The 12,011-nt window shown below is 67.6% G+C and carries 11 protein-coding genes; 3 read left to right on the top strand and 8 right to left on the bottom strand.

All coding sequences use genetic code 11. The features are described 5' to 3' along the window. Positions 1–72: 72 nt before the first annotated feature. Positions 73–618 (bottom strand): hypothetical protein, encoded by a 546-nt coding sequence (locus ACSQ9I_RS26125; protein ID WP_436314999.1) that lies wholly within the window; start codon positions 616–618, stop codon positions 73–75. Between the two features lie 187 nt (positions 619–805). Here ACSQ9I_RS26125 and ACSQ9I_RS26120 point away from each other — a divergent pair, with 187 nt between their 5' ends. From ACSQ9I_RS26120 to ACSQ9I_RS26110, 3 genes are all read left to right on the top strand, one after another. Beyond that, complete coding sequence (locus tag ACSQ9I_RS26120; protein WP_436314998.1) at positions 806–1,120, top strand: DUF6678 family protein; 315 nt, start codon at positions 806–808, stop codon at positions 1,118–1,120. 455 nt (positions 1,121–1,575) lie between these two features. Continuing rightward, entirely contained in the window at positions 1,576–3,192 is a 1,617-nt protein-coding gene (locus ACSQ9I_RS26115) for an N-acyl-D-amino-acid deacylase family protein (protein WP_436314997.1), read from the top strand. Positions 3,193–3,279: 87 nt separating this feature from the next. After that, positions 3,280–3,423: a hypothetical protein gene (locus tag ACSQ9I_RS26110; protein ID WP_309960357.1), complete on the top strand. Its 144-nt coding sequence runs from the start codon at positions 3,280–3,282 to the stop codon at positions 3,421–3,423. Between the two features lie 263 nt (positions 3,424–3,686). Here ACSQ9I_RS26110 and ACSQ9I_RS26105 read toward each other — a convergent pair whose 3' ends face one another. The 7 genes from ACSQ9I_RS26105 to ACSQ9I_RS26075 form a co-directional block, all read right to left on the bottom strand. After that, positions 3,687–4,721, bottom strand: a complete 1,035-nt coding sequence (locus ACSQ9I_RS26105; protein WP_093103901.1) for a DctP family TRAP transporter solute-binding subunit — start codon at positions 4,719–4,721, stop codon at positions 3,687–3,689. A gap of 23 nt (positions 4,722–4,744) precedes the next feature. Beyond that, on the bottom strand, positions 4,745–6,043 hold the full coding sequence (locus ACSQ9I_RS26100) for a TRAP transporter large permease (RefSeq protein WP_436314996.1): 1,299 nt from the start codon (positions 6,041–6,043) through the stop codon (positions 4,745–4,747). Next, on the bottom strand, positions 6,040–6,600 hold the full coding sequence (locus tag ACSQ9I_RS26095; protein WP_093103904.1) for a TRAP transporter small permease: 561 nt from the start codon (positions 6,598–6,600) through the stop codon (positions 6,040–6,042). The genes ACSQ9I_RS26100 and ACSQ9I_RS26095 overlap by 4 nt, the downstream gene beginning before the upstream one ends. Positions 6,601–6,702: 102 nt before the next feature. Beyond that, positions 6,703–7,698, bottom strand: coding sequence for a Bug family tripartite tricarboxylate transporter substrate binding protein (locus ACSQ9I_RS26090; protein ID WP_436314995.1), 996 nt, complete (start codon positions 7,696–7,698; stop codon positions 6,703–6,705). A 37-nt stretch (positions 7,699–7,735) separates the two neighbouring features. Beyond that, positions 7,736–9,649: an acyl-CoA synthetase gene (locus ACSQ9I_RS26085; protein ID WP_436314993.1), complete on the bottom strand. Its 1,914-nt coding sequence runs from the start codon at positions 9,647–9,649 to the stop codon at positions 7,736–7,738. Further along, a complete protein-coding gene (locus tag ACSQ9I_RS26080; RefSeq protein ID WP_436305508.1) occupies positions 9,646–10,785 on the bottom strand; it encodes an acyl-CoA dehydrogenase family protein in 1,140 nt (379 codons plus the stop codon). The genes ACSQ9I_RS26085 and ACSQ9I_RS26080 overlap by 4 nt, the downstream gene beginning before the upstream one ends. A 10-nt stretch (positions 10,786–10,795) precedes the next feature. After that, complete coding sequence (locus ACSQ9I_RS26075) at positions 10,796–12,004, bottom strand: acyl-CoA dehydrogenase family protein (protein WP_436314992.1); 1,209 nt, start codon at positions 12,002–12,004, stop codon at positions 10,796–10,798. Positions 12,005–12,011: the final 7 nt, after the last annotated feature.

Raw genomic sequence — 12,011 nt, 5'->3', positions numbered from 1 at the left:
CATTCACGAGGTGCTGGAGGAAGTTCGCCTGAGGCTGGGTGGACTCGTTATCGCGGCTGAAGGCACCGACATCTACGCCAGCAAGGCGTGTATCCCCGCAAGCCCGAGGAGCATGGCCGTGCCAAGGAAGCCGAGCGCTGCCGGCGTTCGCGACGCGGGCTGTAAGGCCAGCGTTCCCAGGCAGCCCAGGAAGAGGAATGGCAGCGGGACAATGACTGGAAGTGAAAACACCAGGGCGTCCGCGAAGGAAGACCATGTCGCCATACCCTCCGGCGTGGTCCAGCGAGTGCCTATCAACGGCAGAGCGGTTACCGCCATGCACAGGAAGAAGCTCGGAAAGACCCAATCACCGGGCGTCTGCCGCTCGCTTTTGCTAGCCGACGCGCAGCCCCAGTCGACTTCATCGAGCTCGTCCAACGCCTCCAACCCGCTGGCAGCACCGCGACGGCGGTAACTGCGGCCGCGCAGAACAGGGGCTGCGAGCACGTGGAACCCGAGCACCAACAGCTTGAACCAGGCAGGCGGTCGTCGCGAGCTGCGGTGATGAACGTCCTCGTCAATGCCGTCGGCGCGTTGGAAGGCCTTTTCCTCGGTAGCTCGTGGGGTATGCGATGTCATGCCGCGCAATGTACTGAGGGCGGGCTAGCCTGCCATCGTCCGAGTTGTGCAGTATCGGCTGGCGCTACTGGGCGTTGCAACGCATGGGTCCTCTCGGGAGGCCGCCTACTCCCCCTTGGGTTCAGCGGGAAGGGCAGAATGCGGCCAAAACCGGACGCCAAGTTCACCACCCAAAACGGACGCCTCTATGACCCCGGTCATGAACAACACAAAGTGGAATGAGCTTCGACTCAGCATGTCTGGGCTTGGAAAGCTGTCTCCACAGTTTCGTGTGCGCAACCTGCAGAGCGGCAACGTGAGCGAGTGGGATGGTGAGTGGTTCCATCACTTCTATGGACGCCACGAGGAAGACGAGTGGGTCGAGATCGCCGTGAGCTCCCCAACTCAACGTCAAGCTGTTCTGCAGGTGCTTCGCTCCGTGCACGTTCCAGGCACCACGACGCCCGCGGGATTCAAGGTCTTCGGTTATGTTCCTCCAGGCGAGCAGGTCGAGTATCTTTGACCTGGTCGGCTCGCGGCCAAAACCGGAAGTTCCCCATGGTTCTCTGTTTTCGCTAAAGGGCGACGCTGTACCTCAAGCAATGACCCTTGCACGCAACCGCTCAATGCCTAACACCGTTAGCCACTACTAGCAGCCCAGGGGGGATCTGTTTGACGAGTGGCGCCCACACGTTGTGGCCGAAGCTGATCATTTCGTCGAGGATGGTGTCGTCCGCAAGGAGAGCTGGCGCACGGCATCAGCACCATCGTCCGCACGCAGCTCGGCGGCCAGTCCTGGCTCACCGGCGGCGCCGACCCGCAGCGCGATGGGCATCGTGGCGGCGACGGCATGGTGGCTTGAGGGCCTGTGCTGACCATGCCCTGAGGGCATGGCCGGTGGTCCATTTGTAATGGCCGCGCGCGCGGCGGCGCCTCTAGACTGGGCGCCGTCCCACTTCCAACGCGCACTCCATCGCCATGCCCGTCGCCATCTCCCGCTTCCCGCTCCGTCGCAGCGTCGCCGTGCTGGCGGCGCTGCTGCCCTTGGCCTTCGGCGTGTCAGCGCGCGCCGTCGACGAACCTGTCGCGCTCGATCTATTCATCGAAGGCGGCACCATCTTCACCGGCGACGACGCGCCGCCGCAGGTGGGCGACGTCGGCATTGCCGGCGACCGCATTGTCTTCGTCGGCCGGGCTGCGCCGCATCGCTTCGTGGCCAAGCGGCGCATCGATGCACGCGGCCAGGTGGTGGCGCCGGGCTTCATCGATCCACACACCCATGCCGACCGCGACCTGTTCCATGCCGACGCGCGCCGCTGGCTGAACGTGCCCTTTCTCACCCAGGGCGTGACCACTGCGGTGATCGGCAGCGACGGCTTCGGCGGCGCCGACATCGCGGCGCAGGCGCAGCGGCTGAGGGACAACGGCGCCGGCACCAACACCGCAATCTACGTCGGCTTCGGCCCGGTGCGCGCCGGCCAGCTCGGCGAGGCCAACCGCGCGCCGACGTCCGAGCAGCTGGACGCCATGCGCGCCCAGGTCTCGCGCGCGATGTGCGAAGGCGCGCTCGGCCTGTCAACCGGGCTCTTCTATGCACCGCAGAGTTTCGCGCGGACCGAGGAGGTGATCGAGCTGGCCAAGGTCGCGGCGCGCCACGGCGGCCTGTACGACAGCCACATCCGCGACGAGTCCATGTACAACATCGGCCTCAAGGGCTCGATCGACGAGGTGATCCGCATCGGGCACGAAGCCAGGCTGCCGGTGCACGTAGCCCACATCAAGGCGCTGGGCGTGGCAGTGCATGGCCAGAGCGGCGACATCATCCGCCGCATCGAGGCCGAACAGAAGCGCGGCCTGGCGATAACCGCCGACCAGTACCCGTGGACCGCATCGAGCACCCGCTTCTCGGCCGCGCTGGTGCCCGGCTGGGCGGTGGACGGCGGCCGCGCCGCGATGCTCAAGCGATTCGACGACGCCTCGCTGCAGGAGCGTCTGCGCAAGGACATGCGCGAGAACCTACGCCTGCGCGGCGGGCCGGAGGCGATCCTGTTCTCGGCCGGCCCGAACACCAAATACATCGGCCGCACGCTGGCCGAGGTGGCGCAGGGCGGCGATCCGGTGGACGCCGCCATCGCGGTGCTGCGCGAGGCCGACCTGGCGATCGCCTCCTTCAACCAGACCGACGACGACGTGCGCAACTTCATGAAGCGGCCGTGGGTGATGACCTCCTCCGATTCGTCGGAAGGCCATCCGCGCGCCTACGGCACTTTCGCGCGCAAGTACGACCAGTATGTGGTGAAGGAAAAGGTGATCTCGCTCGGCCGCTTCGTGCGCGCCAGCACTGGCCAAGTGGCCGACACCCTGGGACTGACCAAGCGCGGCTACCTGCGCAGCGGCTACCACGCCGACGTGGTGGTGTTCGATCCGGCGCGCTACGCGGCGCGCGCCACCTATGCGCAGCCTACGCTGCTGTCGCAGGGCGTGACGACGGTGCTGGTGAACGGCGAGCTGGCGGTGGACGGCGGCGAAGTCACCGGCCGCGCCGCCGGCCGGCCACTGCTGCGCACGCCGCGCGAGGGAAGCTGCCCGGCCTGAAGCCGGCGGCTGGTCAAACGCCAGATTGGCTACGGCGACGAATTTCTACCGGAGGTTGCCGAAACAAGCGATGTAGAACACTTGGTCATGCTCTCAATCCGCGGACTGGTCGACGCGTTCAGTCGTGGCATTGCGGCGACGTTGCAGGAAATCAAGGGTGACGATGAACGTCGGAAGCTGTTCGCGGATCGGCTGGAGAAGATGGTGCACGAACTGCCGTATAACGACTGACGTTCTATCCTCAAGATGAGGGGCCCCCCAGCCACAAGCGCAGCTGGCGAACGTCCGCTTTGGAGCGAGGCCACTGTCCGCTAGGGGCCCGAAGCGGCTGTTCGCCCTTGCTCCATTGCGGACCTACGGGTCGCGCACAAAAGAAACGATCCCCGGGCAGCAAGTGACTCGGAGATCGTTGGCGTTTAGGGCGTCAGCGTCAACACTTTAAGCCAACCCCTAGCCCTAGCCGCATCGCGGGGCTTTTTAATTGCATGTGAGACCTACTTCTTCCGACTGGCAATCGCCTGCTCTGCCTTCGCCACCAGATCGTTGCCGATCGTCGGCTTCCACTTCGCATACACCGGCCGTGTCGCCTTCACAAAGGCTTCGCGCTCGGCCGGGGATAGCTTGGTGACCGTCACGCCGAGCGCGGCGATGTCCTTGAGCAGGGGCTGGTCGGCCTCGGCGAGTCCCTTGCGCGCGATGACGATCTCTTGCTTGCCGGCGTCGATCGCCGCCTGGCGCACGATCGCCTGGTCGGCCGGCGTCCACGAATTCCAGATCTCCTTGTTGACCACGAAGACCAGCGGATCGGCCACGTAGCCCCACATCGTCACGTTCTTCTGGCCCACGGTGTGCAGCTTGGCCGCGGTGAAGATCGACATCGGGTTTTCCTGCCCGTCGACCGCGCCGCTGGCGAAGGCGGGCTGCGCGTCGGCCCAGCTCATCTGCGTGGGATTGGCGCCCAGCGCGGTGAAGGTGTCGACGAAGAGCGGCGAGCCCACCACGCGGATCTTCAGGCCCTTCAGATCTTCCGGCGTCTTGATGGGCCGCTTGGAGTTCGTGATCTCGCGGTAGCCGTTCTCGCCCCAGGCCAGCGGCACCACGCCGGCCTTCTCGAGTGTCGCGAAGATCTCCTTGCCCACCTGGCCCTGAGTCAGCGCATCCACCGCCGCGTAGTCGGGCATCAGGAAGGGCAGCGAGAACAGGTTGAGCTGCTTGACCTGCGGCGACCAATTGATGGTCGAGCCGATGGCCATGTCGATCACGCCCTGTCGCAGCGCGCTGAATTCGCGCGTCTGGTCGCCCTGGATCAGCGAGACGCCGGGATAGAGCTTGATGTTGATGCGCCCCTGGGTCCGCTCGCGAACCAGATTGGCCCAGATCTCTCCGCCCTTGCCCCAAGGGAAGGCGGTGCCGACCACGAGCGACATCTTGTATTCGGGCTTGTAGGTCTGCGCGGGCGCGGCCGCCGAGAAGCCGCCGAGCGCGGCGGCGACGGCCATCAGGCCGAGCAGGGAACGACGGAATTTCATGGGTCAGTCTCCTTTGGAAAAATCTAATAACCTAGCTTTCGGGGCAACCACAGCGCCAATTCGGGCCAGGCAATCACCGCCACCATCACGAGGAACATCGCAACGAGCATCCAGCCGACCCAGCGCACGGTCTCTTCCATGCGCACACCGGCGATGCGGCACGAGACCATCAGGTTCACCGCCAGCGGCGGCGTGAACTGACCCAGCGCCACCTTGAGCGTGAGGATGACGCCGAACCACACCGGGTCCCACTTGTAGTACTGCACGATCGGCCACAAGAGCGGCACGAAAATCAGGAAGATCGACACGCCGTCGAGGAACATGCCGACTGTGATCAAGAGCAGGATCAGCAGCGACAGCACGCCGTACTCGCCCAGCCCCGAATTCACGATCGCGCGCGTGACCGGATCGATCACGCCCAGCGTCGAGAGCGAGTAGGCGAAGATGCCCGCGAGCGACACCACCAGCAGGATCACGGCCGAGAGCTCGCCCGATTCACGCAGGATCACTAACAGGTCGCGGACCTTGATCGTGCGGTGGATCGCCATGCCGACGAAGAGCCCGTAGAACACCGCGACCACGGCCGCCTCGGTGGGCGTGAACCAGCCGGCGCGCATGCCGCCCAGGATGAGCACCGGCGCCGCCAGGCCCCAGACCGCATCGCGCAGGCTCTTCCAGAAAGGTGGGCGCGGCAGGGTGGATTCGAGCGCGCCCATCTTGTGCTTGCGCGCCAGCCACACGGCCGGGACGATCAGCGCGATGCCGGCCAGCACGCCCGGCACCATGCCGGCCGCGAACAGCGCCGGCACCGAGGCGCCCGGCACCAGCACCGAGTAGACGATGAAGGCCACCGAGGGCGGGATCAGGATGTCGGTGGCCGCAGCCGCGCCGACCACGCTGGCCGAGTACGCATTGGGGTAGCCCGCGCGCGACATCGCGCCGATCATCACCGCGCCCACGGCCGCCGCGTTGGCCGGGCCCGAGCCCGAGATGCCGCCGAGAAACATCGCCACCACGATCGCCACCAGCGGCAGCATGCCGGGCCCGCGCCCGACGATCGCGATCGCGAAATTGACGAGCCTGAGCGCCACGCCCGAGCGGTCGAAGATCGAGCCCACCAGCACGAACATCGGGATTGCGAGCAGCGGGTATTTGCCCAGGCCGGCATAGAAGTTCTGCGGCACCGCGAGCAGGCCGAACCACTGCGCGTCGGCATTGGCGAGCCCGATGGCGACCGCGCCCGCGAGGCCGAGCGCCGCGCCGATCGGCACGCCGACCAGCATCATCAGGATGAAGGCGACGAACAGCAGCGTCGGGATCATTCGCCCGAGCCCCCGGCGCGCATCTCGCGGCCGCGCCGGACGAACAGGCCTACCGCGCGCAGCGCGATCGCGGAGCACACGATCGGCAGCCAGATCGAGTACCACCACTGCGGCACGCCGATGCCGGGCGAGGTTTCCTCGAAACGGTAGTTGTCCCAGACCACGCGCACGCTGAGCGCGGCGATCAGGAAGAACAAGAGCGCCACCATCAGCGCGCCGAACTGCGCGAGCCGCTTACGCCTTGCCATCGACCCGCCCTCGGCGAAGTACTCGATGCGGATGTGGCGGTCGCGCGCGACGGCGGCCGAGCCCGCGACCATGGCCAGCAGGATCATGAGGAAGACCGAGAACTCCTCGGTCCATGCGAAGGAGGAGTCGGTGAAGTAGCGCACCAGCACGTTGGCGAAGGTGATGCAGGCCAAGAGGCCCATGATGATCACCGTGGCCCAGTCCTCGATGGCGAGCGGCACGCGCGTGGGCTCGTCGGCGGCTTCGATTTCGGGGGGCAGGGGACTGGCGGCGTCCAGCAAAGGGCCGGACTCAGGGGGGGAGGACATCGGGGAGAACGGGTCAGCGGCCGGAATTCGGCCAGCGCAGATCGTAACGATCCATAACCGTTCGCCCCATCGGGGCTTTCCTTGAGCCCCGGTCCTCGTCGTTCACTCGAGCTTGGCGCCCGACTGCTTGATCAGCCGCTCCCACACCGGGCGCTCGGCCTTGTAGGCCGCGGCAAAAGCTTCGGGCGAGCTGTCCTTGAGCTCGAAGCCCATGGCCGCGACCTTCTGCTGCACGTCCGGCTGCTGCGTGGCCTTGCGGATCTCGTCGGCGAGCCGCTGCACGATCGGCTTGGGCGTGCCGGCGGGCGCTGCGACGGCCAGCCAGCCGGTCAGGCGATAGGCCTCGTCCTTCAGGCCCTGCTCGGCCAGCGTGGGCACGTTGGGCAGGGTGCTCATGCGGCGTTCGCCGGTCACGCCGATGGCCTTGAGCTTGCCGGCCTCGATGTGCGGCTTGGCCTGCAGCGCGCTCGCGTAGGCCATCTGGATCTGGCCGCCGATCAGGTCCTGCACCATCGGTGCCTCGCCCTTGTAGGCCACGTGGTTCATGTCGGCGTCTTGCGTGAGGCTCATGTGCGCGCCGGCCAGGTGCGGGTAGGCGCCCAGGCCGTAGGAGCCGTAGGCCAGCTTGCCCTTGTTGGCGGCCACGTACTTCAGCAGCTCGGGCGCGGTCTTGACCGGCACGCCGGGATGCACCACCAGCACCAGCGGGCCCATCGCGACCTGGTAGACCAGCGTCAGGTCGCGCTCCGGGTGGTAGGGCAGCTTCTCGTAGAGGAACTGGTTGGTGAGCAGCGCGTTGGAGAGCGACATCACGATGGTGTAGCCGTCGGGCGCCGCCTTGGCGACCGCGTCGGTGCCGATGATGCCGGCCGCGCCGGGCTTGTTGTCGATGACGACCGGCTGGCCCAGGCCGGCCGCCAGCTTCTCGCCGATCACGCGCGCCAGCACGTCGGTGCCGCCACCGGCGGCGAAGGGCACCACCATCTTGATCGGCTTGTTCGGGTAGGCCTGGGCGTGCGCAACGCTGCCCGCGCCCAGCGCGAGGGCCGAGGCCGCGGCGCAGAGCCAGGCGCGGCGGTTCAGGGAGTGGGTGTTCATGTGTGTCTCCTGTACGGTTTTTTTTGGAATGGGGGGCTTATCGCAGGACGACCTGCGTCTTGAAGGGCAGGCGTCCGAGCGCCTCCGTAAGCCGCGCCTGCAGCGGCGCGGCCTGCGCCCCGGCCGCGGCCGCATCGATCACGACCTTGAGCGCGCTCTCGCCATCGGCCTGCACCTCGGGCCGTGCCGCCAGGCCGAGCGCGGCGCAGGCCTCGCCGACCAGCGCCTCCGCCACCTTGCGCGCGGCCAGGGCACGCAGCTCGGGCTTGTAGATCTTGCCGACGTTGGTCATCGGCATGTGCTCGATCACGACCACCGACTTCGGCTTGGCCGGCGCTTCGTCGACGCGCGCGGCGGTGAAGGCCAGCAGTTCGGCTTCGCTGACCGTCATGCCGGGCACCAGCGTGGCGAAGGCCACAGGCAGCTCGCCCGCGTAGGCATCGGGTGCGCCGACCGCGGCGCACAGTTGCACCGCCGGGTGTGCGCCCAGCGCGTCCTCGATGGTCTTGGGGTCGATGTTGTGGCCGCTGCGGATGATCAGGTCCTTGGAGCGGCCACTCAGGTTGAGCCGCTCCTCGCCGTCGATCCAGCCCAGGTCGCCGGTGGCGAGCCAGCCGTCGGCGGTGAAGGCCTTGGCCGTGTCGGCTGGATCGACGAAGCCCGAGAACAGGTTGGGCGACTTGAAGAGCACCATGCCCTGCTCGCCCGCCGGCAGTTCGCGATCGCTCGGGTTGCCGTGCTCGTCGAGCGCGACGATGCGCAGCTGCGAATACGGAAGCCTGAAACCCACGCAGCCCGCCGGCCCGATCACGCCCGGCGGCGTGATGGTCGAGATACCGGCCATCTCGGTCATGCCCAGGCTTTCATGCACGTGCAGGCCGAACAGGCGCTCGAAGCGCGCCGCGAGTTCGGGCGCCAGCACGGCGGCGCCGGTGCGGCAGTAGTGGATGGAGGAAATGTCGGCGCCGTCCAGCGGCACGTTGGCGAGTGCCGCCAGCACCGTGGGCACGGCCGACAGCGAAGTCGGCCGGTACTTCTCCACCAGCCGCCAGTAGTTGGCCAGTACCTGCCTGTTGCGCAGCAGCGCCGTGGTCGGAATGATCACCTCCACGCCGGCCGACAGCGCCGACAGCGAAGCCGGCAGCACGCCCGCCACGTGGAACAGCGGATAGCCGTTGATGGTGACGTCGCTGCTCTTCAGGCCTTGCAGCTTCACGCTGGCCCAGGCGGTGAAGACCTGCGCGCCATGGCTGTGGCGCGCGAGCTTGGGCGCGCCGGTGGTGCCGCCGGTATGGAAGTAGGCGGCGATGTCGGCAGGCGCGATGTCGCGGCCGCTCGCGAGGCGGTCGGCCGGCACGTGCGCGCACATCGCGTTGAAGTCCGCCACGCCCTCGGGCAGCTCGCCGGCGCTGCCCACGGGCTCGTCGTGCGGCGCCACGCGCAGCACGGTGGTGAGCGTGGGCACCTGGCCGCGCAGGCGCATCGCCTTCGACCACATGCCCGATTCCTCGTCCGAGCCGTAGGCGATCAGCACCTTGGCGCGGCCGGCCGTCATCAGCGAGACCAGCTTCTCGTCGGCGAGCAGCGGGTTGAGCGGCTGCACGATGCCGGCCGCTTCTCCGCCCCACAGGGCCAGGTGGTACTCGAGGCAGCCCGGCAGCAGCACGGCCACCGCATCATCCGGCCCGACGCCCAGCGCGTGCAGCACGTTCGCGGTCTGGTGGATGCCGGCCAAGAGCTCGGCGTAGGACCAGCGGATCGGCTCGTCGGCCGGATCGGCCGTGCGCAGGAAGGTCAGCGCCGTCTTGTCGCCGAAGGCCGCGGCGGCATTGCGGAAGATCTCGTAGGTGCTGCGCACGGTCAGCGCCTCGGAAAGCGGCGTCTCCTCGAGCCTTCGCACGTCCTCGATGCTGCGGACGGGGAACGACGGGCTGAAGGGCGCGGTGCTCATCTTGCCTGCCTGCCGAAGGCGATGAAGCGCTGCAGGTGATGGTCCTCGTCGCCCAGCTGGTGGTCGATCATCACGAGGCGCTTGGCATAGTGGGCCAGCGGCAGCTCCCAGGTCATGCCGATGCCGCCGTGCATCTGGATGCTTTCCTCGGCCACCAGCGCGCCGATGCGGCCGATGCTGGCCTTGGCCGCCGACAGCGCGCGCTCGCGTGTGGCGCGGTCGGTGTCGTCGATGGCGGCGGCCGCATTGATCACGGCCGAGCGGGCCTGCTCGATCTCGAGCAGCAGGTCCGCCATGCGGTGCTGCAGCGCCTGGAAGCTGCCGATGAGCGTGCCGAACTGCTTGCGCGTGCGCAGGTACTCCAGCGTCGCCGTCTTGGCGGCTTCCATCGCGCCCAGGCTTTCGGCGCACAGGGCCAGCACGCCACGCCCGACGGCGCGTTCCAGCACGGCATGGCCCTGGCCTTCGGCGCCGAGCAACGCATCGGCGGGGAGCGTCACGCCGTCCAGCACCACTTCGGCCACGCGGCCGCCGTCGATGGCCGGGGCGCCGCGCACGTAGACGCCTTTTGTCTTCGCGGGCACCAGGAACAGCGAGATGCCGGCCTCGTCGTCCGGCGCGCCCGAGCTGCGGGCCGAGACCAGGAACAGATCCGCCTGCTCGCCCTGCGGCACCACGGCCTTGGCGCCGTTCAGCAGCCAGCGGTCGCCGCTGCGGTCGGCGCGGGTCTGCACGTGCGCCAGTTCGTAGTGCGTGCCGGGTTCGTCGTGCGCAAGCGCCGCGATGGTGCCGCCGCCGATGATCTCGGCCAGCGTTTCCTTCTGCGCCTCGCTGCCGGCGGCTGCGATGGCGTCGCCGACCATGACCGCGCCGAGCAGGGGCTCGACCACCAGGCCGCGGCCCAGCGCCTCGAAGACCACGGCCAGGTCGAAGCCGCCGCCGCCGAAGCCGCCGTCTTCTTCGCGAAACAGTGCGCCGATCACGCCGAGCTCGGCGAACTGCTGCCAGATCTCGGTGCTGAAGCCCTGGGCCGACTTCGCGATCCGGTCGCGCGTCTCGAAGGCGTACTGCTCGGCGATGAAGCGGTTCAGGCTGTCGGCGAGCATGCGCCGGTCTTCGGTGTGTTCGAAGTTCATGGCAGTTTCCTCACAGGCCCAGGATCATCTTGGAGATGATGTTTTTCTGAATCTCGTTCGAGCCGCCGAAGATCGACAGCTTGCGGTTGTTGAAGTACTTGGCCGCTGCGGGTGCGGCATAGTCCGGGCCGATCGGTACGCCGTCGAAGCCCTCTTCGAGCGCCTCGGCGACGAAGGGCCGCGCGTAGGGGCCCATCGCGCGCCGGATCAGCGACGAGATCTCCTGCCGGATCTCGGTGCCGCGGATCTTGAGCATCGAGCTCTCGGCGCCCGGCACGCCGCCGCCGGCCACGGCCGCGATCACGCGCAGGTTGGTGGTCAACATGTTCTCCAGGTCGATCTCCACCCGCGCCATGCGCGCGGCGAAGGCCGGGTCTTCGGCGAGCGGCTTGCCGTTCTTCGTCTGCTTCGCGGCGATGGCCTTGAGCTGCTCCAGCGCAGCCACCGAGAAGCCCACGCCCGCGATGTTGGTGCGCTCGTAGGTCAAGAGGTACTTGGCGCAGGTCCAGCCCTTGTTCTCCTCGCCCACCAGGTTCTCGGCCGGCACGCGCACGTCGGAGAAGAACACTTCGTTGACCTCGTGCTCGCCCTCGAGCGTGATGATCGGCCGCACTTCGACGCCGGGCGTCTTCATGTCGATCAGGAGGAAGCTGATGCCTTCCTGCTTCTTGGCCTCGCGGTTGGTGCGCACCAGGCAGAAGATCATGTTGGCGTGCTGGCCCAGCGTGGTCCAGGTCTTCTGGCCGTTGACGATGTAGTGATCGCCCTGGGCATCGGTGCCGCGCACCGCGGAGGTCTTGACCGAGGCGAGATCGGAGCCCGCGCCGGGTTCCGAATAACCCTGGCACCACCAGTCGGAGCCATCGAGGATGCGCGGCAGCCAGCGGCGCTTCTGTGCCTCGCTGCCGTACTTGATCAGCACCGGCCCGAGCATGTTCACGCCGAAGGGCACGATGCGCGGCGCATGGGCCAGCGCGCATTCGTTCTCGAAGATGAATTTTTCCACTGCGGTCCAGCCGGGGCCGCCGTACTGCTCGGGCCAGTGGTTGGCGAGCCAGCCGCGCGCATGGAGGATGGCATGCCATTCCTCCATGTCGGCCTTGCCCAGGTGCTTGCCGCTCGCGACCTTGTCGGAGAGGCGCTTGGGCAGCTTCTCGGCCAGGAAGCTGCACACCTCGTCGCGGAAGGCTTGCTCTTCGGTGGTGAAGTTCAGGTCCATGTCCTTG

Origin of the sequence: Variovorax sp. LjRoot84 (assembly GCF_964254305.1) — a bacterium.
Classification (GTDB): domain Bacteria; phylum Pseudomonadota; class Gammaproteobacteria; order Burkholderiales; family Burkholderiaceae_C; genus Variovorax.
The sequence above is the reverse complement of the archived record's forward strand: the minus strand, read 5'-3'. Positions and strand labels throughout refer to the sequence as shown.